At 61.7% G+C, this 25,734-nt stretch carries 23 protein-coding genes; 8 read left to right on the top strand and 15 right to left on the bottom strand.

Annotation, left to right across the window (positions count from 1 at the left end; genetic code table 11):
* Window position 1: 1 nt before the first annotated feature.
* The 4 genes from hisI to ubiE are packed head-to-tail and all read right to left on the bottom strand — an operon-like array spanning window position 2 to window position 3,430.
* Window positions 2-394: a phosphoribosyl-AMP cyclohydrolase gene (hisI, locus tag ACW9IN_RS20150; protein ID WP_133101299.1), complete on the bottom strand. Its 393-nt coding sequence runs from the start codon at window positions 392-394 to the stop codon at window positions 2-4.
* 41 nt (window positions 395-435) lie between these two features.
* Window positions 436-2,040: a ubiquinone biosynthesis regulatory protein kinase UbiB gene (gene ubiB / locus ACW9IN_RS20145; RefSeq protein WP_457367519.1), complete on the bottom strand. Its 1,605-nt coding sequence runs from the start codon at window positions 2,038-2,040 to the stop codon at window positions 436-438.
* Window positions 2,037-2,660 carry a ubiquinone biosynthesis accessory factor UbiJ gene (locus ACW9IN_RS20140; protein ID WP_457367518.1) on the bottom strand — a complete coding sequence of 208 codons (624 nt, stop codon included), beginning with the start codon at window positions 2,658-2,660 and terminating at the stop codon, window positions 2,037-2,039. The genes ubiB and ACW9IN_RS20140 overlap by 4 nt, the downstream gene beginning before the upstream one ends.
* Window positions 2,660-3,430 carry a bifunctional demethylmenaquinone methyltransferase/2-methoxy-6-polyprenyl-1,4-benzoquinol methylase UbiE gene (ubiE, locus tag ACW9IN_RS20135; protein WP_457367517.1) on the bottom strand — a complete coding sequence of 257 codons (771 nt, stop codon included), beginning with the start codon at window positions 3,428-3,430 and terminating at the stop codon, window positions 2,660-2,662. Before ubiE ends, ACW9IN_RS20140 begins: the two co-directional genes overlap by 1 nt.
* A gap of 296 nt (window positions 3,431-3,726) precedes the next feature.
* Here ubiE and ACW9IN_RS20130 point away from each other — a divergent pair, with 296 nt between their 5' ends.
* The 3 genes from ACW9IN_RS20130 to ACW9IN_RS20120 all read left to right on the top strand — a co-directional run bounded on the left by ACW9IN_RS20130 (window position 3,727) and on the right by ACW9IN_RS20120 (window position 5,523).
* Window positions 3,727-4,002: a polyhydroxyalkanoic acid system family protein gene (locus ACW9IN_RS20130; protein WP_457367516.1), complete on the top strand. Its 276-nt coding sequence runs from the start codon at window positions 3,727-3,729 to the stop codon at window positions 4,000-4,002.
* 105 nt (window positions 4,003-4,107) lie between these two features.
* Window positions 4,108-4,530, top strand: coding sequence for a phasin family protein (locus ACW9IN_RS20125; RefSeq protein WP_457367515.1), 423 nt, complete (start codon window positions 4,108-4,110; stop codon window positions 4,528-4,530).
* 12 nt (window positions 4,531-4,542) lie between these two features.
* Window positions 4,543-5,523, top strand: a complete 981-nt coding sequence (locus ACW9IN_RS20120; RefSeq protein WP_457367514.1) for a phasin family protein — start codon at window positions 4,543-4,545, stop codon at window positions 5,521-5,523.
* Between the two features lie 85 nt (window positions 5,524-5,608).
* Here the strand turns inward: ACW9IN_RS20120 and ACW9IN_RS20115 are convergent, their stop codons facing one another.
* The 10 genes from ACW9IN_RS20115 to ACW9IN_RS20070 all read right to left on the bottom strand — a co-directional run bounded on the left by ACW9IN_RS20115 (window position 5,609) and on the right by ACW9IN_RS20070 (window position 18,423).
* Window positions 5,609-6,229 (bottom strand): TetR/AcrR family transcriptional regulator, encoded by a 621-nt coding sequence (locus ACW9IN_RS20115; protein ID WP_457367513.1) that lies wholly within the window; start codon window positions 6,227-6,229, stop codon window positions 5,609-5,611.
* Between the two features lie 27 nt (window positions 6,230-6,256).
* Window positions 6,257-7,939: a class II poly(R)-hydroxyalkanoic acid synthase gene (gene phaC, locus ACW9IN_RS20110; protein WP_457367512.1), complete on the bottom strand. Its 1,683-nt coding sequence runs from the start codon at window positions 7,937-7,939 to the stop codon at window positions 6,257-6,259.
* 88 nt (window positions 7,940-8,027) lie between these two features.
* The gene (phaZ, locus tag ACW9IN_RS20105) at window positions 8,028-8,873 is read right to left on the bottom strand and encodes a poly(3-hydroxyalkanoate) depolymerase (protein WP_457367511.1); all 846 of its coding nucleotides are present in this window, start codon (window positions 8,871-8,873) and stop codon (window positions 8,028-8,030) included.
* Between the two features lie 165 nt (window positions 8,874-9,038).
* On the bottom strand, window positions 9,039-10,718 hold the full coding sequence (gene phaC, locus ACW9IN_RS20100) for a class II poly(R)-hydroxyalkanoic acid synthase (protein WP_457367510.1): 1,680 nt from the start codon (window positions 10,716-10,718) through the stop codon (window positions 9,039-9,041).
* Between the two features lie 249 nt (window positions 10,719-10,967).
* Window positions 10,968-11,345: a gamma-butyrobetaine hydroxylase-like domain-containing protein gene (locus ACW9IN_RS20095; protein ID WP_457367509.1), complete on the bottom strand. Its 378-nt coding sequence runs from the start codon at window positions 11,343-11,345 to the stop codon at window positions 10,968-10,970.
* Between the two features lie 206 nt (window positions 11,346-11,551).
* Entirely contained in the window at window positions 11,552-12,889 is a 1,338-nt protein-coding gene (hslU, locus tag ACW9IN_RS20090; RefSeq protein ID WP_457367508.1) for an ATP-dependent protease ATPase subunit HslU, read from the bottom strand.
* Between the two features lie 37 nt (window positions 12,890-12,926).
* Window positions 12,927-13,457, bottom strand: coding sequence for an ATP-dependent protease subunit HslV (gene hslV / locus ACW9IN_RS20085; protein ID WP_003171209.1), 531 nt, complete (start codon window positions 13,455-13,457; stop codon window positions 12,927-12,929).
* A gap of 196 nt (window positions 13,458-13,653) precedes the next feature.
* A complete protein-coding gene (locus ACW9IN_RS20080; protein ID WP_457367507.1) occupies window positions 13,654-14,355 on the bottom strand; it encodes an SPOR domain-containing protein in 702 nt (233 codons plus the stop codon).
* A 1-nt stretch (window position 14,356) separates the two neighbouring features.
* Window positions 14,357-16,093, bottom strand: a complete 1,737-nt coding sequence (argS, locus tag ACW9IN_RS20075; RefSeq protein ID WP_457367506.1) for an arginine--tRNA ligase — start codon at window positions 16,091-16,093, stop codon at window positions 14,357-14,359.
* A 110-nt stretch (window positions 16,094-16,203) separates the two neighbouring features.
* Window positions 16,204-18,423 (bottom strand): primosomal protein N', encoded by a 2,220-nt coding sequence (locus ACW9IN_RS20070; RefSeq protein ID WP_457367505.1) that lies wholly within the window; start codon window positions 18,421-18,423, stop codon window positions 16,204-16,206.
* A 373-nt stretch (window positions 18,424-18,796) separates the two neighbouring features.
* Here ACW9IN_RS20070 and rpmE point away from each other — a divergent pair, with 373 nt between their 5' ends.
* A complete protein-coding gene (rpmE, locus tag ACW9IN_RS20065) occupies window positions 18,797-19,015 on the top strand; it encodes a 50S ribosomal protein L31 (protein ID WP_457367504.1) in 219 nt (72 codons plus the stop codon).
* A gap of 285 nt (window positions 19,016-19,300) precedes the next feature.
* A complete protein-coding gene (locus tag ACW9IN_RS20060) occupies window positions 19,301-20,569 on the top strand; it encodes a malic enzyme-like NAD(P)-binding protein (RefSeq protein WP_457367503.1) in 1,269 nt (422 codons plus the stop codon).
* 198 nt (window positions 20,570-20,767) lie between these two features.
* On the opposite strand, the gene ACW9IN_RS20055 is transcribed toward ACW9IN_RS20060, so the two are convergent.
* A complete protein-coding gene (locus ACW9IN_RS20055) occupies window positions 20,768-23,233 on the bottom strand; it encodes a penicillin-binding protein 1A (protein ID WP_457367528.1) in 2,466 nt (821 codons plus the stop codon).
* Between the two features lie 220 nt (window positions 23,234-23,453).
* On the opposite strand from ACW9IN_RS20055, the gene pilM reads away from it, so the two are divergent.
* From pilM to ACW9IN_RS20040, 3 genes are read left to right on the top strand one after another with little or no spacing between them, the layout of a single operon-like run.
* Window positions 23,454-24,107: a type IV pilus assembly protein PilM gene (pilM, locus tag ACW9IN_RS20050; RefSeq protein WP_457367502.1), complete on the top strand. Its 654-nt coding sequence runs from the start codon at window positions 23,454-23,456 to the stop codon at window positions 24,105-24,107.
* A complete protein-coding gene (locus ACW9IN_RS20045) occupies window positions 24,107-24,658 on the top strand; it encodes a PilN domain-containing protein (RefSeq protein WP_457367501.1) in 552 nt (183 codons plus the stop codon). Before pilM ends, ACW9IN_RS20045 begins: the two co-directional genes overlap by 1 nt.
* Entirely contained in the window at window positions 24,655-25,632 is a 978-nt protein-coding gene (locus ACW9IN_RS20040) for a pilus assembly protein PilP (protein WP_457367500.1), read from the top strand. Before ACW9IN_RS20045 ends, ACW9IN_RS20040 begins: the two co-directional genes overlap by 4 nt.
* The last annotated feature ends 102 nt before the right edge of the window (window positions 25,633-25,734 follow it).

The following is a 25,734-nucleotide window of genomic DNA, read 5'->3' as shown; positions in this document are numbered from 1 at the left end:
TTCAGTGTCCTGCCGAGTAGATGGCGTGCGGGTCTTTGAGCACCGGCTCGACGGTCTTCCATTCGCCGTTCTCGAACACGCGGTAGAAGCAGCTGTGGCGACCGGTGTGACAGGCGATGTCGCCGATCTGCTCGACCTTGAGGATCACCACATCGGCGTCGCAGTCGATGCGCATCTCGTGCAGGGTCTGCACATGCCCGGACTCTTCACCCTTGCGCCACAGTTTGCCACGGGAACGTGACCAGTAAATGGCCCGCTGCTCAGCGGCAGTCAGGCTCAGGGCCTCGCGGTTCATCCAGGCCATCATCAGCACGCGCCCGGTTTTGTAGTCCTGGGCAATGGCCGGCACCAGGCCGTCACTGTCCCACTTGATCTCGTCCAGCCAGTCTTTCATGTTCGGCTCCGGCAATTTGCGACAGTGTATAACCGGATTGGCTATCGACGCACGATCAGATAAACACCCACGGCGACCATGATCCCGGCCGGCCAGTGGCCCAACGTATCCAGTGGCCCGCCAAGGGCCAGCACTGCCCCGCCGACCAGGTGCGCAGCGCCCAGCAGGCGCAGGAACCAGTCATCCTTGCGGCGTTGCCATGGCGGTGGCGGGTCCTGGGCGTGGGGCTGGGACATGCGCTCCAGCAAGTCGCGTGTCATGTTGGCCAGGTGCGGCAACTGTTCGAACTGGCTGTGCAGGTTGCCCAGCAAGGTTTTCGGGCTGACCCGCTCACGCATCCAGCGTTCCAGGAACGGCTGGGCGGTGTTCCACAGGTCGAGGTCCGGGTACAACTGACGGCCCAGGCCTTCGATATTGAGCAGGGTTTTCTGCAGCAGAACCAACTGTGGCTGCACTTCCATATTGAAGCGCCGCGCGGTCTGGAACAGGCGCATCAGCACCTGGCCGAAGGAAATATCTTTTAACGGTTTTTCGAAGATCGGCTCGCACACGGTGCGGATCGCCGCTTCGAACTCATTGAGCTTGGTTTCTGCCGGCACCCAGCCCGAGTCGATATGCAACTGCGCCACGCGGCGGTAGTCGCGTTTGAAGAATGCGAACAGGTTGCGCGCCAGGTAGTCCTGGTCTTCCGGGGTCAGGCTGCCGACGATGCCGCAGTCGATGGCAATGTACTGCGGGCTCCATGGGCTGACGGTGCTGACGAAGATGTTGCCCGGGTGCATGTCGGCGTGGAAGAAGCTGTCGCGGAACACCTGGGTGAAGAAGATCTCCACGCCGCGTTCGGCGAGCATCTTCATGTCGGTGCGCTGGTCGGCCAGGGTCGCCAGGTCGGTGACCTGCACGCCGTAGATGCGCTCCATCACCAGCACCTTGGGGCGGCACCAGTCCCAATAAACCTGTGGCACGTACAGCAGCGGCGAGCCTTCGAAGTTGCGTCGCAGCTGACTGGCGTTGGCCGCTTCGCGCAGCAGGTCGAGTTCGTCGTAGATGGTTTTTTCGTAGTCGGCGACCACGTCCACCGGGTGCAGCAAGCGTGCATCGGCGGAGAAGCGTTCGGCGGCGCGGGCGAGGATGAACAGCCACGCCAGGTCCTGGCCGATGATCGGCTTGAGGCCTGGGCGAATCACCTTTACCACCACCTCTTCGCCGCTCTTGAGCTGCGCCGCGTGCACTTGCGCGACCGACGCGGAGGCTAGTGGCTCGATGTCGAAGCGGCTGAACACCTCGCTGATGGGCTTGCCCAACTGTTCTTCGATCAGCTTGACCGACTGCTGGGAGTCGAACGGCGGCACGCGGTCCTGTAACAGCATCAGCTCGTCGGCGATGTCTTCGGGCAACAGGTCGCGGCGGGTCGAAAGGATCTGTCCGAACTTGATGAAAATCGGCCCCAGGTCCTGCAACGCCAGGCGCAAGCGCGCGCCACGGCTGAGTTCCAGCCGTTTGCGCGGCAGCCAGCGCCATGGCAGTACGTAGCGCACCGCCAGCAGGAACCACGGCAGGGGCAGGGCAAACAGCAGGTCATCGAGGCGGTAGCGGATTACGACGCGCTGGATTCGGAACAAACGGCGGACGGCGAGCAGCTTCATGCGTTATCGCTTGGCTCAAGGGAACGGCTCAGGCGCTCGAAGCGGGCCTCGAGGCGTTCCAGGTCGATTTTGGCCTTGTCGAGCTCACGAAAGCGCGCTTGCGCTTCCCGCTGCCCGACCAGGGTGCGCGATTCTTCGCTCAGGTATTCGGCGAGGTTCTGGTTGAGGCTGGCGAACCCTTGTTGGTACCAGCGCGTGCGGCTGCGCAGGTGCCCGCTGATCAACTGGGTGGCCACCGGACCGATCCAGCGCGACAGTTCGTATTCCCAGTCCAGTTCCAGGTCTTGCAGCACGGCGGCCAGGTCCATCAGCACCGAACTGTCCCCTTCGAGTTCCACTTCGGCGCTGTGCAGAATGGCGGTCTTGTTGCGGCTCAGGGCCAGGTGCAACAGGCTGGAGGCCGGTGCACGCAGTGTGCAGTCGGCATCGGCAGCCCAGTGGGTCGCAAGCAGCAGGCCTTCGTCGCTGGGCAGGATAAACAGCTGCAGGGCGGGGCTGCGGCAGTCCACGGCAATGATCTTGCCGTTGAGGTGCGCGAGCCGCGCCAGGGCGGTGCTGTCCAGGCGCAGTACACGGTTGAGGCCGTGTTCGACGCTGGCGAGGAGGCCTGCGAGCAGCATCAGGGCTTGATGCCGCGGTGCAGGGCGACGATGCCCGACGTCATGTTGTGGTAGGTCACGCGGTCGAAACCGGCTTCTACCATCATCGACTTCAGGGTTTCCTGGTCGGGGTGCATGCGGATCGATTCGGCCAGGTAGCGGTAGCTGTCGGCGTCATTGAGTACCAGTTTGCCCACCAGTGGCATGAAGGCGAACGAATAGGTGTCGTAGACCTTGGACATCACCGCGTTGGTGGGCTTGGAGAACTCCAGCACCAGCAGGCGGCCACCCGGTTTGAGCACGCGCAGCATCGAGCGGATTGCGTCTTCCTTGTGGGTGACATTGCGCAGGCCGAAGGCGATGGTCACGCAGTCGAAATGATTGTCCGGGAACGGCAGCTTTTCGGCGTCGGCCTGGACGAACTCGATATTGCCCGCCACGCCTTTGTCCAGCAGGCGATCGCGACCGACCTTGAGCATCGAGCTGTTGATGTCGGCCAGTACCACTTGGCCGGTGGGGCCGACGAGCTTGGAGAACTTGGCCGCGAGGTCGCCGGTACCGCCGGCGATGTCCAACACCCGGTTGCCGGCACGCACGCCCGACAGCTCGATGGTGAAGCGCTTCCACAGGCGGTGCATGCCGCCGGAGAGCACGTCGTTCATCAGGTCGTACTTGGCGGCTACGGAGTGGAACACCTCAGCGACTTTTTCCGCTTTCTGGCTTTCCGGTACGTTCTTGAAGCCGAAGTGAGTGGTGGGTTCGGCATCGCTGCCTTTGCGCTGATCAGTCATATCGCTGTCACCAAAAGAGAATGCGGGACATGATAATCCCCAAGGCCTGCTTTGTCTTGGCAAGGCTTGTCTGTAGTGAGCGGGCTTGCCCGCGCCGGGTGGCGTAGCCGCCCCAAAACCAGGCACCTCGGTCTTTCTGAAACACTGCGGCGTCCTTGTTGGGGCGGCTTCGCCACCCGGCGCAGGGCAAGCCCGCTCACTACAGGTATATGAGGCGTATGGGTAAGATAGGCGGCGACCGAGACCTTTTGCCGCATGGAAGGTATCCATACCGTTATAAAAGAGGAGTCATTGCAATGGCCCGTATTACCGTTGAGCGTGCACATACCCTGGGCAAGGAAGGCGCGCGGGCAAAGGCCGAGAAGTTGGCGCACAAACTCCAGGAGCAATATGGCCTGGAGTCGTCGTGGTCCGGCGATACCCTCAACCTCAAGCGTTCGGGGGTTAAAGGCACGGTGCAAGTGGCGCAGGATTCATTGCGTATCGATGTGGAACTGGGTCTGTTGATGTCGGCCATGAGTGGCACCATCAAGTCCGAAATCGAGAAGGCCCTGGATAAGGCGCTGGCCTGACCGAAGTGTTCTTAGGGTGCCGATTCTAATTTTTCATCCTACTTTGTGCCCAAGCCCTCAACTCCTGCGGGCGGATCCTCCCCCCTTTCCTGCGTGAGGTGCACCATGGCCAAAGTTATTTTGAAGAAAAAAATCGATGTTCAGAGCAACGCCCTGAGCGAGGTTAAAAGCTATGCCCGCAAGATCTGGCTGGCAGGTCTGGGTGCCTACGCCAAGGTCGGCAGTGAGGGCGGCGAGTACTTCAAAGAGCTGGTTAAAGCCGGTCAACATGTTGAAAGTAAAGGCAAAAAAGTTGCAGTTGAACAACTTGAAGCCGCCAACAGTCAGATTGACCAAGTAAAGAGTAATGTCTCCAGCGTCAAAGGTCTGGTAGAAGTTCAACTGGATAAAGTTGAAAAAGCTTTTGACATGCGTGTTGCAAGTGCCTTGAATCGGATCGGCATTGCGTCTAAACATGACGTTGAGACACTCTCTGCTAAGCTCGAAGAGCTGACGGCATTGCTAGAACGTGTCGCGCGTAAACACTAAGGAGACATCGGGATGGCTGTTAAAAAGACTACTCAGAAAGAAGGCAGCTCGTGGGTCGGGGAAGTTGAAAAATATTCCCGTAAGATCTGGCTTGCTGGTTTAGGCGTGTACTCGAAGGTTAGCAGTGACGGCGGCAAATACTTCGAGACTTTGGTCAAGGACGGCGAAAAGGCCGAGAAGTTGACCAAGAGCACAGTCGGTAAAAAAGTTGAAGCGGCCAAGGCAACTGCCGGTTCCGCCAAGTCGAGCATTTCTGACACCTGGGGCAAGTTGGAAGAAACTTTCGACAAGCGCCTCAACAGTGCCATTTCGCGACTGGGCGTACCAAGCAAGGCAGAGCTGAAGACGCTGCACAGCAAGGTCGATACCCTGACCAAGCAAATCGAGAAACTCACCGGTGCCAAAGTGGCTCCGGCCAAAACCGCCGCCGCTAAACCGGCTGCCAAGCCAGCTGCTAAAACCGCAGCGGCCAAACCTGCAGCGAAGCCTGCGGCCAAGCCACTGGTTAAAGCTGCCGCCAAGCCGGCTGCGAAACCGGCTGCCAAGGCACCTGCCAAAGCAGCAGCGAAACCTGCCGCCAAGCCAGCGGCAAAAACTGCAGCTGCAAAACCGGCTGCCAAGCCTGCCGCTAAACCGGTCGCGGCTAAAGCCGCTGCCAAGCCGGCTGCTAAACCGGCCGCCAAAGCCGCCGCAAAACCGGCCGCCAAGCCAGCGGCTAAAACCGCAGCCGCAAAACCGGCTGCCAAGCCAGCCGCCAAGCCGGCTGCGGCAAAACCCGCTGCCAAACCTGCGGCCGCCAAGCCGGCGGCAAAACCAGCCGCCGCGAAGAAGCCCGCCGTAGCGAAAAAACCTGCAGCTGCCAAGCCAGCTGTTGCAGCCAAGCCTGCGACTGCAGCGCCAACCGCTTCCACAGCCAACTCGGTGTCTGCACCGACTCCGTCTGTGACCCCGACTGCAACGCCGGCAACCCCGACGCCATCCAGTCAGTCCTGATTTTTTCAGGAAACAAAAATGCCCGGCCTGTAAAGGTCGGGCATTTTTATTGGCACACTCTCAAGAAACCCTGGCTCCCACAGTTTTAATCGATTTCATCCAGATACTTCAGTGCAAACTTCTCGGTCGCCAGCCGCGCAGGTGGCTGCAAGTGCGGCGCCACCAGCATCATGATCTGGTAAACCACCACCCGTATCTCACCTTCGCGATCGAGAATCCGCTGGTAATCCAGGGAGAACAGCAGGGTCAGGGTGATCTGCTCCACCAGTTGCCCCAGTGCCTGGGTGCCGCTGACCAATTGCCCCGAGGTCTTCAATCGTGCCAACAGCGACGCCAGCGTACGCTTGAGTGCCGTCAGCAAGTTACGAATGCCTTTGGCCAGCTTCGGCAGACGCCCCGCCAGGTTCGACAGGTCCTGGAACAGAAACCGGTAATGGGCCATGCGCTCGACGATCAGATGCAGGAACAGCCAGTAATCCTCGGCTTCCAGTTGCGCGTCTGCCGGCGGATCGAGCAGCGGCGCCAGTTCGTTCTGGAAGCGCTCGAACAGCCCGAGCACCAAGGGCTCCTTGCCATGGAAGTGGTAGTAGAGGTTGCCGGGGCTGATCCCCATTTCATTGGCCACCTCCATGGTCGACACGTTCGGTTCGCCCTTCTGGTTGAACAACTGCAGGGCACATTCAAGGATACGGTCGCGGGTCTTCATCCAGTCTTCTTAATGTGATCGTTGAGCTCAGCGCACGCGCACATAAGTGCCGGGCGCCGCTTCCATCGGTGGGTAGTTCTGGTTGCCCAGGGCGGTAAGGGTTTCGCGTTGTACGCCGGAGCGCTGCTGGATCCACGCCAGCCATTGCGGCCACCAACTGCCCTCGACGTGGTTGGCGTCGTAGTACCAGGCGCGGGGGTCGCTGCTCAGCTTGGGGTTCTCGACGTAGTTGGCCTTGGGGTTGCCCGGCGGGTTGAGGATGCTCTGGATGTGCCCGCTGTTGGACAGCACGAAGCGCCGGTCGCCACCCAGCAGTTGGGTGGAGCGATACACCGCATCCCATGGTGTGATGTGGTCGTTGATACCGGCCACGCTGAAACTGTCCACCGTGACTTTCTGCAAGTCGATGGGGGTGCCGCACACTTCCAGGCCGCCGGGGTGGCTGAGCGGGTTGTGCTTGAAAAAGTCCAGCAGGTCGCCGTGCAGTGCTGCGGGCAGGCGCGTGTTGTCGTTGTTCCAGTAGAGGATGTCGAAGGCCGGCGGCTCCTTGCCCAACAGGTAGTTATTGATCCAGTAGTTCCAGATCAGGTCGTTGGGACGCATCCAGGCGAAGACTTTGGCCATGTCGCGACCGTCCAGTACGCCTTGCTGGTAGGAGCGGCGCTTGGCGGCTTCCAGGGTCTGTTCGTCGGCGAACAGGGTCGCGGGGCTGTCGATCTGGCTGTCCAACAGGCTCACCAGGTAACTGGCACTGGAGATGCGCCGCAATTGGCGCTTGGCCTGAAGGTGACCTTGCAGCGCCGCGATGGTCAGGCCGCCGGCGCAGGCGCCCATCAGGTTGACCTCACGGGCGCCAGTGATCGCCCGGCAGACGTTGAGCGCCTCTTCCAGTGCCGCAACGTAAGTGGACAGGCCCCATTCGCGATGGCGCACATCCGGGTTGCGCCAGCTGACCATAAAGGTCTGCAGGCCGTTCTTGAGGGCGTACTGCACAAAGCTGTTGGCCGGGCTCAGGTCGAAAATGTAGTACTTGTTGATTTGCGGCGGCACTACCAGCAGTGGCTTGGCGTACTGTTTTTCACTCATCGGCTTGTACTGGATCAGCTCCAGCAGCTCGTTGCGAAACACCACCGATCCCGGGGTGGTGGCGACGGTCTTGCCCACTTCGAAGGCATGTTTGCTCACTTGGCGGGGCAGGCCGTTGTTGTGCAGCAAGTCTTCGAACAGGTTGCTCACACCGCGCACCACGCTGTGGCCGCCGGAGTTGAGCAGTTCCTTGACCGCCAACGGGTTGAGCAAGGTGTTGGAGGGCGAGACGGCATCGTTGAGCAGGGAGAACGCAAAGTGCGCACGGGCGCGGTCGTCGGCATTCAGGGTGCTTTCGTCGATCCAGTGACGCGTTTGTTTCTGCCAGCTCAAATATGCTTGCAGGCTGCGTCGATACAAGGGGTTGAGCTGCCAGGTGGGGTCGCTGAAGCGGCTGTCGTGGGGGTTTGGCTGGTGCAGGGTTTCACCCAACAGTACGCGGCCCAACTGGCCGCCCAGGGCCAGGGCGTGACGGGCGGTGTGCACCGGGTTGCGCAAACCGTGGGCAGCGACACTGCGCAGGGTCGACAGCAAATCCCGGCCCCTGAGGCCTGTGATCGCGTTTTGCGCATTGATGAACGCGGCTGGGGTGGGCGCCGGGTTCGTCACGGGTCTTTCTCGCATGAGCCAACACTCCTTCGTCAAGCCATCAACAGGCACGCCAATTCAGAACCATAGCCGGTTCCTGGCAAGTTGCGCGGCGGTGCAGTCCTTACACCGCGGGGCGCGGGTGAATCACGGCGCGCAGGCGCTCCTCTTCGAGAAACTTCATGATGATCGGTGCAACGGCTTCGGCCCGGGTGATCAGGAAAAGGTGGCCGTCATCGATGATATGCAACTGCGCGTTGGGAATGCGCCAGGCCAGCATGCGCATGTTGATCAACGGGATCAGCGGGTCATCGTCCCCCGCCAGCACCAGGGTGGGCTGGCGGATCTTGTGCAACCAGTGGATGCTGGTCCAGCCCAGCCCCGCGAACAGCTGCCAGTAGTAACCCAGCTTGCCCGCCGAACGCACTTTGCTGGCGTGTTCGGCGGCAAGCTTGGCGTCGCGGCGGAATGAACCGCCGTAAATCATCGGCGCAATGCGCACCACGTGGGAGGGCTGGATATAGCGCCGGGGGCTTGCCATCAGCCACAACACCTTCGGTTTGCCCGGTACCATTACCGCGCCCGCCGCTGTGGCGGCCAGGATCAACTTCTTGCAGCGCTCCGGGTAGTCATAGGCAAACTGCTGCGCCAGCGCACCGCCCCAGGACACCCCTACCGCGTTCACTTGGCCGTAATCGAGGTAGTCGAGCATGCGCGCGGTGAGCTTGGCCAGGCCGGGAAAGCGGTAGGGTCGACTGGGCGTCGACGAGCCACCCACGCCGGGCACATCGAAGGCGATCACTTCCAGGTCCGGATCCAGGGCCTGGACGAACGGAAACACCAGCTCAAGGTTGGCGCCGATGCCATTGAAGATCAGCAACGGTGTCAGATGAGGCTTGCCCGGGCGTACCGCCGTGCGGATGGTCTGGCCATCCAGGTCGATGGTACGGAAGATGAACGGTTGCGGCATGCTCAAGCCCTGTGAAGTGGTGCTATTTATCTGTAGGAACTCGGTCAATGTGGGAGCTGGCTTGCCTGCGATTGCATTCTGTCAGTCACCCATTGGCTGACTGGCCCACCGCTATCGCAGGCAAGCCAGCTCCCACACTGACCTCATTTCAACTTCAAGCGTTGCTTAGCGTTCGTGTACGTAAGTGCCTGGCGCCGCCTCAGCTGCGGTGTAGGTCTTGTTCCCCAAGCTCGTAGGCGCCTTCTTCAGCTTGCCGGCCCGATCCGCCTGCCATGCCTGCCAGTGCAGCCACCAGGAATCGGTGTGTTTGGTAGCGTTTTCCTGCCATTCCAGCGCCGTTCCCGACAAGCCTTCGCTGGTCTGGTAGCGCGCCTTGGGGTTGCCCGGCGGGTTGAGGATGCTCTGGATATGCCCGCTGCTGGACAGCACGAATTCCACTTTGCCACCGAACAACTGCGCCGACTTGTAGCAAGACTGCCACGGCGTGATGTGGTCATTGGTGCCCGCCAGGGAGTAGATGTCGGCGGTCACCTGCTTGAGGTCGATAGGCGTGCCGCACACTTCCAGCGCGTTGGCGCGCACCAGCGGGTTGTTCTTGAACAGCTCGATCAGGTCGCCGTGGAAGGCGGCGGGCAAGCGCGTGGTGTCGTTGTTCCAGAACAGGATGTCGAACACCGGCGGTTCGTTGCCCAGCAGGTAGTTGTTGACCCAGTAGTTCCAGATCAGGTCGTTGGGGCGCATCCAGGCGAACACCTTGGCCATGTCGCGGCCTTCGAGCACGCCGGCCTGGTAGGAATGGCGCTTGGCGGCTTCCAGGGTCTGCTCGTCGACGAACAGCGCCACCTGGGTGTCCAGGGTGGTGTCCAGCACACTCACCATCAGGGTCAACGCGTTGACCTTCTTCTCCCCCAGCGCCGCATAGTGGCCCAGCAGCGCGGTGCAGGTGATGCCACCCGAGCAGGCGCCGAGCATGTTGATGTCTTTGCTGCCGGTGATCGCGGTGACCACATCCACCGCCTCTTTGAGGGCTTCGATATAGGTCGACAGGCCCCACTCGCGCTGGGCCTTGGTCGGGTTGCGCCAGCTCACGATAAAGGTCTGCTGGCCGTTGCGCAGGCAGAAGCGCGCCAGGCTCTTATCCGGGCTCAGGTCGAATACGTAGAATTTGTTGATCTGTGGCGGCACCACCAGCAGGGGGCGCTCGTGCACCTGTTCGGTGATCGGCTTGTACTGGATCAGCTCCAGCACATCATTACGAAACACTACCGCGCCTTCGGTGGTGCCCAAGGTCTTGCCCACTTCAAAGGCGCCCATGTTCACCTGGCTCGGCATGCCGCCGTTGTGCACCAGGTCCTTGGCCAGGTGGGACAGGCCGTCGAGCAGGCTCTTGCCGCCGGTTTCGAAGAAGCGTTTGACCGCCGCCGGGTTGGCCGCACTGTTGGTGGGAGCCATGGCTTCGGTCATCAGGTTGATCACGAAGTGACCACGGCTGATGTCCTGTTCCGACAGGTTGCTGTCGCCGATCCAGTCGTGCAGTTCCTTGCGCCAGGCCAGGTAGGTTTGCAGGTAGCGCTTGTAAAGCGGGTTCTGGCTCCAGGCCGGGTCGCTGAAGCGGCGGTCGTCGCCCTCGGGCGCCAACTGCGATTTGCCAAACATGACGTTCTTGAGTTCGACGCCAAAGTGAGCGACGTGTTTGACGCTGTGCAACGGTTGCTTGATGGCTTGGGTCAGCACCATTCTCGCCGAGGCGAGCAAATCCTTTTTCCGTAACGCGATGATCGGGTTCAGCCCCAGGGTGTTTTCCGAGGCCTGGCGTTTCAAGTCATCGTTGCTCTTGTTACTCATCTACGACGCTCCATTGTCCGAAAGACGAGTACCGGGTACCGCTGTGCACCGGGTTTCGATACACAACACAAGCCAGGTACTGCGACTCGGGTGACCGTTGATACCGCATCGTCAAATGCAGGGAACTTGCCAGTTCCATTGGTTACCCGAGTTTAATTTTTTTCGCAAGCAGGCCAATCGTTGGCCACGGGAGAGCGCATTCAAGCAGATGAAATTAGAAAATGCCCTCTAAAGAGCAAGACGCTTGTGTTAGAGCATCAGGCGCACGACCGATTCGCTCGGATCGCGGGTTTTGCCGGCGGCTTTGAGTTCGGCCAGGTAATCGGCCCACAGCGCGTCCTGACGCACGGCCAACTGGTAGAGGTAGTCCCAGGTGAACAGTCCGCTGTCATGTCCGTCGTCGAAGGTCAATTTCAGTGCGTACTGACCGGCCGGTTCTACCCGGGTCAGGCGAACGTTGAGCTTGCCGAATTGCAGGATGGGCTTGCCGTGGCCCTGGACCTCGGCGGACGGCGAATGGGTACGCAGCAGCTCGGCGGAGAGTTGGTACACCTCGTCGGGCCCGTAGGTGAGGCCGAGGGTGTTGGAGGTTTTGTGCAGGTTTACGGCAGTGGGGAATTTGGTCATTGGAGAACCGCCCAAAGATAGTCCTGAAGGAACCGGCTTCAAACTGGGGGAGCGGGCTTGTGTGGGAGTCGGCGGTTCGACGTCTCGACTTGCCCGCGATGCAAGCACCTCGGTGTGTCAGTCACACCGAGGTGATGCTATCGCAGGCAAGCCAGCTCCCACACAAGCCCGCTCCCACAATAAAGCAAAGCGGTTCTGCGTGAAGCTTACAAAATGTAGCGCGACAGATCTTCGTTCTGCGCCAATTCGCCCAAGTGGCTATTGACGTAATCCGCGTCGATCTTGATCACTTCGCCATTCTGCGCACCGGCCAGGTCGCCGGCGCTGAAGGACACTTCCTCCAGGAGACGCTCAAGCAAAGTGTGCAAGCGACGGGCACCGATGTTCTCGGTCTTCTCGTTGACCTGCCAGGCGATCTCCGCCAGGCGCTTGATGCCGTCCGGCTGGAACTCGATGCCCAGACCTTCGGTTTTCAGCAACTCGCGGTATTGCTCGGTGAGCGACGCGTGCGGTTCGCTGAGGATGCGCTCGAAGTCGCCCGGGGTCAGGGCCTTGAGCTCCACGCGAATCGGCAGGCGGCCTTGCAACTCCGGCACCAGGTCGCTCGGCTTGCTCAGGTGGAAAGCACCGGAGGCAATGAACAGGATGTGATCGGTCTTGACCATGCCCAGCTTGGTGTTCACGGTGCAGCCTTCGATCAGCGGCAGCAGGTCGCGCTGCACGCCTTCACGGGACACATCAACGCCGCCAGCGTTGCCGCGCTTGGCCACCTTGTCGATCTCGTCGATAAACACGATGCCGTGCTGCTCGACCGCTTCCAGGGCCTTGGCCTTGAGTTCTTCTTCGTTCACCAGGCGCCCGGCTTCTTCGTCGCGCACCAGTTTCAGCGCGTCCTTCACCTTGAGCTTGCGGCTTTTCTTCTTGCCCTTGCCCATGTTGGCAAACAGGTTCTGCAACTGGCTGGTCATTTCTTCCATGCCAGGCGGGGCGGAGATGTCGACACCGGAGACTTCGGCGACTTCGATCTCGATTTCCTTGTCGTCCAGCTGGCCTTCACGCAGGCGCTTGCGGAACAGTTGGCGGGTGTTGGAATCCGAGGCCGGCGCCGCGTCCTCGTTGAAACCCATGCGCGCCGGAGGCAACAGGGCGTCGAGGATGCGTTCTTCGGCGGCGTCTTCGGCGCGGTGGCTGACCTTGGTCATTTCCTGCTCGCGCAGCAGTTTCAGGGCAGCGTCTGCCAAGTCGCGGATGATCGACTCGACGTCGCGACCCACATAGCCCACTTCGGTGAACTTGGTAGCTTCGACCTTGATGAACGGCGCGTTGGCCAGCTTGGCCAGACGACGGGCGATTTCGGTTTTACCGACGCCGGTCGGGCCGATCATCAGGATGTTCTTCGGCGTGACTTCAACACGCAACTCTTCGGGCAATTGCATCCGGCGCCAGCGGTTACGCAGCGCAATGGCAACGGCGCGCTTGGCATCGTCCTGGCCGATGATATGGCGGTTGAGTTCGTGGACGATTTCGCGGGGAGTCATGGACATAGTGTTTGGCGGCCTCAAGCGGGAATAAGCCTACGGCTTATTCGGCGAGGTCCTGCTCCTCAATGGTCTGGTTGTGGTTGGTGAACACGCAGATATCGCCGGCGATGCCCAGGGCGGTCTCGACGATTTCCCGGGCCGACAGATCGGTTTTCTTCAGCAGTGCGCTGGCGGCCGCCTGGGCGTAGCCACCGCCGGAACCCATGGCGATCAGGCCATGTTCGGGCTCAACCACATCGCCATTGCCGGTGATGATCAGCGAGGCGTCTTTGTTGGCCACGGCCAACATGGCTTCCAGGCGGCTGAGGGAGCGGTCGGTGCGCCATTCTTTGGCGAGTTCGACGGCGGCACGCACGAGGTGGCCCTGGTGTTTTTCCAGCTGGCCTTCGAAGCGTTCGAACAGGGTGAAGGCGTCGGCGGTGGCGCCGGCAAAGCCCGCAAGAACCTGGCCGTGGTACAGGCGACGCACTTTCTTGGCGTTGCCTTTCATCACGGTGTTGCCCAGGGAAACCTGGCCATCGCCGCCCATGACGACTTTGCCGTGGCGACGAACTGAAACGATGGTGGTCAAGGGGAGAGTCTCCACGCAGCGGGGCGAAAATGCCCTGATGAACACTCATATGGGGTTGGCAGGGGGGATTTCAACCGTAGGAAGGGTGTGCAGACGAGTGGTGTTTATAGGTCCTGCACATTTTTGAGAGCACCTCAAAGCCAAATGTGGGAGCTGGCTTGCCTGCTCCCACATTTTGACCTGTGTGGAGCTTGGCTCAGCGACTCTGGCGTTGTTGTAACAACAGGTTGCTAAACCCTGCGCCAGCCAATTGTTTCTGCGCCACGGTCAGCTGTTCACGATTGCTGAACGGCCCGACCAGCACGCGGTACCAGGTCGCATCCTTCACCGTGCCGGACTCCACCGATACCGACTGGCCCAGCAGAATGATCTGCGCCCGCACGCGGTCGGCATCCGCTTGTTTGGGGAACGAACCCGCTTGCAGGAAGAACTTGGTCACCGGCGCTGCCTTGGTTTCCGCCACCGGGGGCGCCGGCGGCGGAGTGATCCCCGCCAGCGCAGCCTGGGCGCGGGCGGTATCGATCTTGGCCGCTTCGGCAGGGGTGACCGGGGTGGTCGGCACCTGCGGCGTCGGCAGGGTTTTCTCCGGCACGGCGTCGGGCGGCACGATCACTTCCGATTCCGGCAGCAGGGTGTAGAAGTCGTACTTGGGCTTCACCGGTGCAGTCGGGCTGGGCGTGGTCTTGTTGGCTTCGGCGATTTTCGTGGCCTTCTGCTGTTCCTGCTTGACCCGCTTGACGTCATCGCCCTTGCCCGGGTCCAGCTTCATCAGGAAGACCACAAATGCGCCGACCGTGAGGCCGATGGCCATCCACAGCCAACCCGGGATCGGTTTCTTCGCCGGGGCCTGGTAGCGGCTGGCGCCGCGCTTGGGTGCAGGTTTTTTCTTGGCAGCCAACTTACATACGCTCCAGGGTTTCCAGGCCCAACAGTTCCAGGCCTTGCTTGAGGGTCCGTCCGGCCAGTGCGGCGAGGCGCAGGCGACTTTGCTTTTGCGCTTCGTCGTCGGCGCTGAGGATGGGGCAATTCTCGTAGAAGCTGGAGAACAGGCCGGCCACTTCATACAGGTAGGTGCACAGGATATGCGGCGTGCCTTTCTCGCCGACGCTGTTCAGTACTTCGCCGAATTGCGCCAGCTTGGCGGCCAGGTCCTGTTCGTGTGGCGCTTGCAGGACGATCTGGCCGTCGACTTCGCTGAAGTCCTTGCCCAGCTTGCGGAATACGCCGGATACACGGGTGTAGGCGTACAGCAGGTACGGCGCGGTGTTGCCTTCGAAGTTGAGCATCAGTTCGAAGTTGAAGCTGTAGTCGCTGGTGCGGTGCTTGGACAGGTCGGCGTATTTCACCGCGCCGATACCCACTACGCGGGCAATGTTGCGCAAGTCGGCTTCGGCCAGTTCCGGGTTCTTTTCCTTCACCAGGGTGTAGGCACGCTCCTGGGCTTCGGTCAGCAGGTCGATCAGCTTCACGGTGCCGCCGTCGCGGGTCTTGAACGGACGGCCGTCGGCGCCGTTCATGGTGCCGAAGCCCATGTGCTCCATGTGCATCGGGTGAGTGATGAAGCCCGCACGGCGTGCCACTTCGAACACCTGCTGGAAGTGCAGGGCCTGGCGCTGGTCGACGAAATACAGCGCGCGGTCTGCCTTGAGCACACCGCTGCGGTAGCGCACGGCGGCCAAGTCGGTGGTGGCGTACAGGTAGCCGCCATCGGCCTTGACGATGATCACCGGCAGCGGCTCGCCCTCGGCGGTCTTGAATTCGTCGAGGAACACGCACTGTGCACCGTTGCTCTCCACCAGCAGGCCCTTGGCCTTGAGGTCGTTGACCACATTGATCAGGTCGTCGTTGTAGGCGCTTTCGCCCATCACGTCGGCCATGGTCAGTTTGACGTTGAGCAGTTCGTAGATTTCCTGGCAGTGGGACAGCGAAATCTCGCGGAAGCGGTTCCACAGCGCCAGGCATTCCTCGTCACCGGCTTGCAGCTTGACCACCAGGCCACGGGCGCGGTCGGCGAACGCCTCGGATTCGTCGAAGCGTTTTTTCGCGGCGCGGTAGAAGTTCTCCAGGTCCGACAGCTCGTTGCTGGTGATCGGGTTTTCCTGCAGGTATGCCATCAGCATGCCGAACTGGGTGCCCCAGTCGCCCACGTGGTTCTGGCGGATCACGGTGTCGCCGAGGAACTCCAGCACCCGCGCCACACCGTCGCCGATGATGGTGGAACGCAGGTGGCCCACGTGCATTTCTTTGGCCAGGTTAGGTGCGGACAGGTCAATCGCCACGCGTTGCAGCGGGCCCGCCTTGCGCACGCCGATCTTGATGTCGGCCAGGGCGGCGTCCAGGCGCGAAGCCAGGGCCTGGGTGTTCTGGAAGAAGTTGATAAAGCCGGGGCCGGCGATTTCAGCCTTGGTGACGCTCTCGTCGGCAGGCAGCGCCGCGATGATTTTCTCCGCCAGGTCGCGTGGCTTCATGCCGGCCGGCTTGGACAGCATCATCGCGATGTTGCTGGCGAAGTCGCCGTGGGTCTTGTCGCGGGTGTTTTCCACCTGGATCGCCGGCGTCAGGCCTTCAGGCAACACACCTTCGTTGACGAGTTGGGTGAGGGCTTGTTGGATCAGCTGGCGAATGGTGTCTTTCATGGTGTTCTCTGTGTGCCGCAAGCGGCGGCGCGCGATGCGCGGGTGGAAAAACTGGGCATTATCCGTGGCGAGGGCGGGCTTGCCAACCTTCGCGGGACCTGTGGCCAGGGTTAGTACAAATCTACCGGGTCTACATCCAGCGACCATCGCACTTGCCGGCCACTGGGCATTTGCTCCAGCGCAAGCAACCAACTGCTCAATAACCGATGCAGTGGCGCGCGAGCGGTTGCCTGCAAGAGTAGCTGAGCGCGATAACGCCCGGCGCGGCGCTCCATGGGGGCGGGGACCGGACCGAGCAATTCGATGCCGGTCAAACCCAGTTCTCCCAGCAAACCCTCGGCGGCGCTGCACGCTTCATCGAGAAAACCCTCGGCTTGCCCTGGCTTGTGGGCCTCGGCCCGCAGCAGGGCCAGATGGGCAAAGGGCGGCAGGCCGGCGGCGCGGCGTTCGCTCAGCGCTTGCTCGGCGAAGGCGAAGTAGCCTTGCTCGGTCAGTTGGATCAACAGCGGGTGGTCGGCCAGGTGTGTCTGGATGATCACCCGGCCAGGCTCTTCGGCACGCCCGGCGCGGCCTGCCACCTGCACGATCAACTGCGCCATGCGCTCGCTGGCGCGGAAATCACCGGAGAACAGCCCGCCGTCGGCATCGAGGATCGACACCAGGGTCACCCGGGGAAAGTGGTGGCCCTTGGCGAGCATCTGCGTACCGACCAGGATGCACGGGTGGCCCTTCTGGATGGTGGCGAACAGCTGGTTCATTGCGTCCTTGCGTGAGGTGCTGTCGCGGTCGACCCGCAGCACCGGGTAGTCCGGGAACAAAATGCCCAGGCGCTCCTCGGCCCGTTCGGTGCCTGCGCCGACGGGGCGCAGGTCGACTTTGCCGCACTGCGGGCACTGGCGCGGCACCCGTTCCACATGGCCGCAGTGATGGCAGCGCAACTCGCCGTAGCGTTGGTGCACGGTCATGCGGGCGTCGCAGCGCTCGCACTCGGACATCCAGCCACAGTCATGGCACAACAGCGTCGGCGCAAAGCCACGGCGGTTGAGGAACACCAGGACTTGCTGGCCGGCGGCGAGGGTCTGGCCGATGACTTGCTGCATCGGCCCGGAAATGCCGCTGTCCAGCGGACGGCTTTTCACATCCAGGCGCAGGAAGCGCGGCTGTTTGGCGCCGCCGGCCCGCTCGTTGAGGCGCAGCAGGCCGTAACGGCCGGTGTAAGCGTTGTGCAGGCTTTCCAGGGAAGGAGTGGCCGAACCCAGCACAATCGGGATGTCTTCCTGGCGCGCCCGAACCAGTGCCAGGTCGCGGGCGTGGTAGCGCAAGCCTTCCTGCTGTTTATAGGAGCCGTCGTGTTCCTCGTCGATGATGATCAGCCCGGGGTGCTTCATCGGAGTGAACAGTGCCGAACGGGTGCCGATAATGATGTCAGCCTCGCCGTCCCGCGCGGCCAGCCAGGACTCCAGGCGCTCACGGTCATTGACCGCCGAGTGGACCAGCGCAATACGGGCGTTGAAGCGCTGCTCGAAACGCGCCAGGGTCTGCGGCCCGAGGTTGATCTCGGGAATCAGCACCAGGGCTTGCTTGCCGGCCTGCAGGGTTTCGCGGATCAACTGCAAATAGACTTCGGTCTTGCCGCTGCCGGTGACGCCGGCCAGCAGGAAGGCGTGAAAACTGTCGAAGCCTGCGCGAATCGCTTCATACGCTGCGCGTTGCTCGCTGTTCAGCGGCAGTTCCGGTTGGGCCAGCCAGTGTTCATGGCGTGCGTCGGGGGCGTGCTTGCGGATTTCCACTTGCACCAGGCCTTTGGCGAGCAGCAGGTCGAGGCTGTCCTTGCTTAGCATCAGCTTGCTCAGCAACTGATGGGCCACGCCGTGGGGGTGTTGGCCCAGGGTTGCCAAGGCTTCGCGCTGGCGCGGTGCGCGGGCGATGCGCGGATCGTCCAGGCGCGCGCCGGGAACCATCGACCAGAAGCGCTCCTGGCGCGCTTCGGCCAACTCGCCCTGGCGCAACAGTACCGGCAACGCCCAGCTCAGGGTGTCACCCAGGCTGTGCTGGTAATACTGGGCGGTCCACAGGCACAGCTTGAACAGTGCCGGCGGCAACGGCGCCGTGGTGTCGAGGATGGCAAGCGCCGGTTTGAGCTTGTCGGCGGGCACTTCGCTGTGGTCGGCGACTTCCACCAGGATGCCGATCATCTCGCGCCGACCGAACGGCACCCGCACGCGCATGCCGGGTTGCAAGCTGGCGCGCGACACGCCGGCGGGGGCCTGGTAATCGAACAGGCGGCGCAGGGGCGAGGGCAGGGCTAGGCGCAAAATGGCGTCGGGCACGCGGGGGTCTCATATGAAGGCAGGCGGTGGCGCAGGGGCGGGAGCCTAGCAGACCTGCGGTGGGGGTGTCCCGTCTCGGGTGCCGGAATTGGGCCTTCAGAACACTGCCATCCATTGTGGGAGCGGGCTTGCTCGCGAAGGCGCTGTATCAGTCGCTGGAGATAGCGGCTGTTCTACCGTATTCGCGAGCAAGCCCGCTCCCACAGGGAAGTAGGGTGTGCATAGGAATTTCTGATGAAAGGGGCTTATATGTGCGGAATCGACCGGCACCGCCGCTTGCGCGTTTAAAAAGCTCTGGTAGAATCCGCGGCCTAATTACGTGCGGTATTCGACAATAGTGTCGAGTGGCGGCACGCTAGCCTGAGGAAGTGCCATGAAAGCCGATATCCATCCTGTATACGAAGAAATCCAAGTTACCTGCAGCTGCGGCAACTCGTTCGTAACCCGTTCGAACCTGGCCAAGCCGCTGAGCACTGACGTGTGCAACGAATGCCACCCGTTCTACACCGGCAAGCAGAAGACTCTGGACACCGGCGGCCGCGTTCAGAAGTTCGCCGATCGCTTCGGTGCTTTCGGTGCCAAAAAGGCCTGAGGCCGATCAACCTGGGAAACCCCTGCGGTTTTTCCAGGCTGATGAAAAAGGCGTCCCCAGGGGCGCCTTTTTTGTACCCGGGATTTGACCCCGGGGCACTGCAAGAAAAAATTGTAGACATTTTTACTTGTGATTGTGAACAGTTGAGCCCTTGTATCCCGTGGCTCTTGGCCGAAAGTCGTAGCGCAGGGCCCTTGACACCTGTGACTGCCCAGTCTTGTAGGGACTTTACGACACGCGTATCCTCGGCGGTCCGTCGACCAACAGTAAAAGCGGAATGCCGATATGTCTGATTTGAAAACTGCCGCTCTCGAATATCATGCCAATCCTCGTCCAGGAAAGCTGAGTGTAGAGCTCACCAAAGCCACTGCCACTGCCCGCGACCTGTCGCTGGCCTACAGCCCTGGTGTTGCCGAGCCCGTACGTGAAATCGCCCGCGACCCTGAACTGGCGTACAAGTACACCGGCAAGGGCAACCTGGTTGCAGTGATTTCCGATGGCACCGCGATTCTCGGCCTGGGCAACCTCGGCCCATTGGCCTCCAAGCCAGTCATGGAAGGTAAGGGCGTGCTGTTCAAACGCTTTGCCGGCATCGACGTTTTCGACATCGAAGTCGACTCCGAAAGCCCGCAGGCTTTCATCGACACGGTCAAGCGCATTTCCATCACCTTCGGTGGCATCAACCTGGAAGACATCAAGGCACCTGAGTGCTTCGAGATCGAAAAGGCCCTGATCGAACAATGCGACATCCCGGTTTTCCACGATGACCAGCACGGCACCGCGATCGTGACCGCTGCGGGCATGATCAATGCCCTGGAAATCGCCGGCAAAACCCTGGCTGACGCCAAAATCGTCTGCCTGGGTGCCGGTGCTGCCGCCATCTCCTGCATGAAACTGCTGGTGAGCATGGGCGCCAAGCTGGAAAACATCTTCATGGTCGACAGCAAGGGCGTGGTCCAGTCCGAGCGTACCGACCTGAACCAGTACAAGGCGATGTTTGCCCACGCGACCGAGAAGCGCACCCTGGCAGACGCCCTCGACGGTGCAGACGTGTTCGTCGGCCTGTCCGGCCCGAACCTGCTGAGCGCCGAAGGCCTCAAGTCCATGGCGGCCGACCCGATCGTGTTCGCCTGCTCCAACCCGGATCCAGAGATTTCGCCGGAACTGGCTCACGCCACCCGTAGCGACGTGATCATGGCCACCGGTCGTTCGGACTACCCGAACCAGGTCAACAACGTACTGGGCTTCCCGTTCATCTTCCGTGGTGCCCTGGACGTTCGCGCCAAGCGTATCAACGAAGAGATGAAAGTCGCTGCCGCCAACGCCCTGCGTGAACTGGCCAAGCTGCCGGTGCCTCAGGAAGTGAGCGACGCCTACGGTGGCATCAAGCTGGAATTCGGTCGTGAGTACATCATCCCGAAACCGATGGACAAGCGCCTGATCACCCTGATCTCCGATGCTGTGGCCAAGGCTGCCATCGAGACTGGCGTGGCGACCCTGCCGTATCCGAAGCACTACCCGCTGAAAAGCGTGGATGATGTGTTCAACGGCTAAGCCGTTGTAGCGCACCAACAAAAAGCCCCGGCTCTTGCGAGTCGGGGCTTTTTGTTGCCTGGCGATAAGCTCAAGGCCTGCGCACGATCACAATGTGGGAGCGGGCTTGCCCGCGAAAGCGCAATGTCAGTCAATAAAATCTGGCGACTGACCCACCGCATTCGCGGGCAAGCCCGCTCCCACACGGGATATCACTGGTTAGAAGAGATCAATCGGCGCCGCCTCATCTGCCGGCAATGGGCTGCCCGGTGCAACGCCGTTGCCCAACTCGTTGACCGACGGCGGCGTGTCCTCGCTCTTGAACAGTTCGAAAAAGGCGTTTGGCGTGCTGGGCGACGCCACCCGGCCACTTACCGGATCGATTCGCAAGCTGAGGATGCCTTCCGGCTCCGGCTGGGTATGCAGCGGCTTGTCCTTCAGGGCTGCGCCCATGTAGCTCATCCAGATCGGCAGGGCCACGGTACCGCCGAACTCGCGGCGGCCCAGGCTTTCCGGTTGGTCGTAGCCGGTCCACACGGTGGTCACGTAGTCGGCGTTGTAGCCGGAGAACCAAGCGTCCTTGGATTCGTTGGTGGTACCGGTCTTGCCCGCGATGTCTGCGCGGCCCAGGGCCAGGGCGCGACGGCCGGTGCCTTTCTTGATCACGTCCTCGAGAATGCTGTTGAGGATAAACGTGGTGCGCCCATCCACCACACGCTCGGCCACGGCGGGTGCCTGTGGCTCGTTCGGTGTTGTGGCGGCAGTGGCCGCTGCTGCAACGCCCGGCGTCGGCTCAATGGTGATGCCGCCATGGCTCGGAGCGGCCAGGCCATCGGTGGCGGCCACGCCGTTGACCACGTCGCCCGGCACTCGTGGCGGGTTGGCGGTGAACAGGGTTTCGCCGTTGCGACTCTCGATCTTGTCGATCAGGTACGGGCTGATCTTGTAGCCGCCGTTGGCGAAGGTGCTCCAGCCGGTGGCGATTTCCATCGGTGTGAGGGTCGCCGTACCCAGTGCCAGGGACAGGTTCGGCGGCAGGTCGGACTTGTTGAAGCCGAAGCGTGTGATGTAGTCGATGGTCTTGCCGACGCCCATCGCTTGCAGCAGGCGGATCGACACCAGGTTGCGCGACTTGTACAGGGCTTCGCGGACGCGGATCGGGCCGAGGAAGGTATTGGTGTCGTTCTTCGGGCGCCAGACCTTGTCCAGGTACTCGTCGACGAACACGATCGGGGCGTCGTTGACCAGGCTGGCGGCGGTGTAGCCGTTATCCAGCGCGGCACTGTAGATGAACGGTTTGAAGCTCGAACCCGGCTGGCGCTTGGCCTGGGTGGCGCGGTTGTAGTTGCTCTGCTCGAAAGCAAAACCGCCCACCAGGGCACGGATGGCACCGTTTTGCGGGTCGAGGGACACCAGGGCACCCTGGGCCACTGGCACCTGGCTGAATTTCAGGCTGTCGTCCTTCTGGCGTTTCACGCGGATCAAGTCGCCCACCTGCGCCACATCCGACGGCTGCCTGGGCAGGGCGCCCATGCTGTTGGTGTTCAGGAACGGGCGCGCCCATTTCATGCTGTCCCACGACACATGCGCTTCGCCGGTGCGGGTCAGCACTTGCAGACCGTCCTTCTTCACTTGGGTGACGATGGCTGGCTCCAGGCCACTGATCGGGCGCTGTTTGCCCAGTTCGGTGGCCCAGGCGCTCAGGGTCTTGCCAGGCAGGCGCGACTCGGGGCCGCGGTAGCCGTGGCGCTGGTCGTAGGTGATCAGGCCTTCGTGCACCGAGTTGTTGGCGATTTCCTGCAGGTCGCTTGGAACGGTCGTGGTGACGCGGAAACCTTCGGTATAGGCATCGCTGCCATAACGGCCAACCATTTCGGCGCGGGCCATCTCGGCAATGTAGGGGGCGTTCACTTCCGGCGTCGGCACGTGGTAGCTGGCGTTCAGCGGTTCGGCCACGGCACTTTCATAAGCTGCCTGGTCGATCTTGCCCAGCTTGTACATGCGGCCCAGGATCCAGTCGCGGCGCTCCTTGCTGCGCGCCGGGTTGGCCAGGGGATTGAAGCGCGACGGCGCCTTGGGCAGGCCGGCAATCATGGCCATCTGCGCCAGGCTGGCTTCGCGAATCGACTTGCCGTAGTAGACCTGGGACGCGGCTTCGATGCCGTAGGCGCGGTTACCCAGATAGATCTTGTTGACGTACAGCTCGAGGATCTCGTCCTTGGTCAGCTGACGTTCGATTTGCAGCGCCAGCAGGATCTCGGTGGCCTTGCGTGAAAAACTGCGTTCGCTGGTAAGGAAGAAGTTCTTCGCCACCTGCATGGTAATGGTGCTGCCGCCGGACTGAATGTGTCCGCTTTTTACCAATTGAGTCGCCGCACGCACCAGGCTGCTGGGGTCGACACCGTAGTGGTTGGCGAAATTATCGTCCTCTGCCGAGAGCAGGGCGCTGATGAAATTGGGCGGAATATCGGCAAAACGGATCGGTGTGCGGCGCATTTCGCCGAACTCCGCGATCAGCTTTTCATCGCTGCTGTAGACCCGCAAAGGAATCTGCAACTGGATACTTCTAAGCGCCTCTACGGAGGGCAAACCCGGACTAAGGTAGAGGTAGGCACCGCTGAGTACGAGCAGCAGCCCGCAGACGATGGCGACAATGGAGTACCCGAAAAACTTCAGCAGACGAATCAAGGCTTTTGGATTTCCAGAGAAAAGAATGGGTTAGGCGCCGGGGCATGCATGGCAAACGATGGATCGACCCGAGCTGCAGATAAAAGCGGGAAAAAACGCTGGGCATTAAAGCATTTTTCGGCTTGGGGCGTCATTCGCGCCACTCAAACAAGTCGACCGATTGCACGTTGCCCGGCGCCGATCAGGCGGTATGACAGGGAAAGTTTTGGGGAGTTTTATGATAAAGGGATTTTTCAGGCGAAAAGTCGATGCCGTCCTGGGTGTCGACATCAATGACACGAGCTTGCGGCTCGTCGAGCTGGAACGTTCGGGTCACGGTTACCGTGTTCAAGGCTACGTTTCCCAGGCATTGCCGGCCCATGCGGTGGTCGATGGCACGTTGTTGGACCTCGACGGAGTCGGGCGGGCGCTGCGCGAGGCGTGGGGAAAAATGAATACTGTCGCCCGGGGCGCTGCGGTTGCCGTGGCGGGGCCGTCGGTCATCACGCGGGTGATCGAGCTGGAGGCGGGGCTCAGCGACGACGAGATGGTCTGGAAGATTCAGATGGAGGCGGACCAATACATTCCTTATCCCCTGGACGAGGTGGCCATCGACTTTCAGGTCAAGGGTGTTTCGCCCCGGGACCCGGCGCGCGTGGAGGTGCTGCTGGCGGCTTGCCTGAAGGAGCAGGTCGAAGCGCGCGAGGCCGTTTTGGCCCTGGCCGGGCTGGTGCCGCGGGTGGTGGATGTCGAAGCGTTTGCATTGGAGCGCGCTTGCCGTCAGGATTTCGCCAGCTTCACGCCGGGCCATCGAGTCGATGGTGCACAATGGGCCGTGGATGCCCAAGGGATGGGAATTGCTTGCGGGTTGGCCCTGAGGAGTTTCGCTTGATGACACGAATCAACCTTTTGCCTTGGCGCCAGGTACTGGCCGAACGTCGGCGCAAATATTTCCTCATCTTTTTGTTGGCGTTCGCCTGCGCGGCGCTCGCGGCAGTGTGGCTGGCGGACCAGGTGATCGATCAGGCGATCGACCGGCAAGCAGCGCGCAATAACCACCTGGTCAAGGAAGTCGCTGTCCAGGATGCGCGTATCAAGACCATTGATGATCTCCAGGAGCAAAGCCAGCAGCTGGCGGAGCGCATGAGGGTCGTGCAAGACCTGCATGATGGCCGCTCGACCAATGCCCGATTGTTCGATCAATTGGCCCGTGCGGTGCCTGAAGGCGTTCATCTGCACGAAGTGGTCGCCAGGGGGGATACGGTCAGCATCAGCGGCAGTGCCGAATCCAGCCAGGATATCGCCCAGTTGATGCGCCGGCTGGAGGCGTCCGAAGGGACCCATGCCACCCGCTTGCAGCATGTGCGCGCTGAAGGTGAGCACGGTCAAAATGAATTTCAATTGATGGTGCGTCAGGGCGACTCGACCGAGGCGCAACCTTGAGCCTGTCGGGGCTCGACTTTTCCGCACTTTCTCACAACGCTGCAAAATGGCCCTTGCCTGGCAAGGTCCTGCTGGGCTGTGCCCTGGCGGGGCTGGTGCTGGTGGTGGGTGAGTGCCTGTCTCTGGGGCCGTCCCGGGAGCGTTTGCAGCAGGCCGAGGTGCGGGAAGGGGAGTTGCAGCAGCAACTCGCACACAAGACGACCTTGTCTGCCAGCCTTGAAGACCGTGTGCGTCGACTGCAGGTCATGCAGGAAAAGGTTGAAATGTTATGGCAGTCATTGCCCGGCAGGTCCGAAGTGCCTGCCCTGTTGGACGATATCGCCCGGTTGGCGGCAGTCAACGGTCTGCTGGTCGAGGCGGTCGCTCCCCTGGAGCAGCAGGCGCAGTCGCTGTATTCCGAGCAGTCCTTGCAAGTGACGGTCGCTGGGGGCTATCACGACCTGGCGACATTCGTCAGTGCCCTGGGCGGGCTGGGGCGCCTGGTCATCGTGCGCGACATGACCCTGCGCTCCGTGGGCCCGGGACTGCGGCTCGACCTGTTGGCCAGCAGTTACTGGCGTGAGCAGGCTGGAAGGCACGGTGTGTCCGAAGACATCATTGCGCCGGTGCCTGGCTTCGCCTACGACGCCGCTGCGCTGCGCGACCCGTTTCGGCCGCTGGCTGTGCAGGTCGCTCGGGCACCTGGCCGTACCGTTCCGGCGCCGGACCTCGCCCGTCCGCGAGGGGCGCTGGAAGGAGTGGCTACCGACCGGTTCGAAATGGTCGGCACCTTGTCCCGCGGTGCGCAGACCTTCGCTCTGCTGCGTGCCGCCTCGGAGGTGCACCGACTGGCTGTCGGCGACTATCTCGGGCCGGACCATGGCCGCATCACGGCCATTCATGACGACCATGTCGAACTGGTCGAGCTTTTTCCTGATGAACAGGGCGCCTGGCTGGAGCGCTCGCGCAGTCTTGTGTTGAACGTCAACTCATAACGGAATCGAATCAATGAAAAGGATTTTCTCGTCCTTCGGTGCGGCGCTATGGATAGCGTTCACGGCACCGATGGCTGTCGCTGTGCCCAATCGCGTGGACCT

This window comes from Pseudomonas sp. SDO5271_S396 (assembly GCF_054071795.1).
This window is presented reverse-complemented; position numbering and strand designations above follow the sequence as displayed.

Excerpts from the sequence above, each read along its gene's own strand:
- hisI (WP_133101299.1), bottom strand. The coding sequence starts at position 394 with ATGAAAGACTGGCTGGACGAGATCAAGTGGGACAGTGACGGCCTGGTG.
- ubiB (WP_457367519.1), bottom strand. The coding sequence starts at position 2,040 with ATGAAGCTGCTCGCCGTCCGCCGTTTGTTCCGAATCCAGCGCGTCGTA.
- ACW9IN_RS20140 (WP_457367518.1), bottom strand. The coding sequence starts at position 2,660 with ATGCTGCTCGCAGGCCTCCTCGCCAGCGTCGAACACGGCCTCAACCGT.
- ubiE (WP_457367517.1), bottom strand. The coding sequence starts at position 3,430 with ATGACTGATCAGCGCAAAGGCAGCGATGCCGAACCCACCACTCACTTC.
- ACW9IN_RS20130 (WP_457367516.1), top strand. The coding sequence starts at position 3,727 with ATGGCCCGTATTACCGTTGAGCGTGCACATACCCTGGGCAAGGAAGGC.
- ACW9IN_RS20125 (WP_457367515.1), top strand. The coding sequence starts at position 4,108 with ATGGCCAAAGTTATTTTGAAGAAAAAAATCGATGTTCAGAGCAACGCC.
- ACW9IN_RS20120 (WP_457367514.1), top strand. The coding sequence starts at position 4,543 with ATGGCTGTTAAAAAGACTACTCAGAAAGAAGGCAGCTCGTGGGTCGGG.
- ACW9IN_RS20115 (WP_457367513.1), bottom strand. The coding sequence starts at position 6,229 with ATGAAGACCCGCGACCGTATCCTTGAATGTGCCCTGCAGTTGTTCAAC.
- phaC (WP_457367512.1), bottom strand. The coding sequence starts at position 7,939 with ATGCGAGAAAGACCCGTGACGAACCCGGCGCCCACCCCAGCCGCGTTC.
- phaZ (WP_457367511.1), bottom strand. The coding sequence starts at position 8,873 with ATGCCGCAACCGTTCATCTTCCGTACCATCGACCTGGATGGCCAGACC.
- phaC (WP_457367510.1), bottom strand. The coding sequence starts at position 10,718 with ATGAGTAACAAGAGCAACGATGACTTGAAACGCCAGGCCTCGGAAAAC.
- ACW9IN_RS20095 (WP_457367509.1), bottom strand. The coding sequence starts at position 11,345 with ATGACCAAATTCCCCACTGCCGTAAACCTGCACAAAACCTCCAACACC.
- hslU (WP_457367508.1), bottom strand. The coding sequence starts at position 12,889 with ATGTCCATGACTCCCCGCGAAATCGTCCACGAACTCAACCGCCATATC.
- argS (WP_457367506.1), bottom strand. The coding sequence starts at position 16,093 with ATGAAAGACACCATTCGCCAGCTGATCCAACAAGCCCTCACCCAACTC.
- rpmE (WP_457367504.1), top strand. The coding sequence starts at position 18,797 with ATGAAAGCCGATATCCATCCTGTATACGAAGAAATCCAAGTTACCTGC.
- ACW9IN_RS20060 (WP_457367503.1), top strand. The coding sequence starts at position 19,301 with ATGTCTGATTTGAAAACTGCCGCTCTCGAATATCATGCCAATCCTCGT.
- pilM (WP_457367502.1), top strand. The coding sequence starts at position 23,454 with ATGATAAAGGGATTTTTCAGGCGAAAAGTCGATGCCGTCCTGGGTGTC.
- ACW9IN_RS20045 (WP_457367501.1), top strand. The coding sequence starts at position 24,107 with ATGACACGAATCAACCTTTTGCCTTGGCGCCAGGTACTGGCCGAACGT.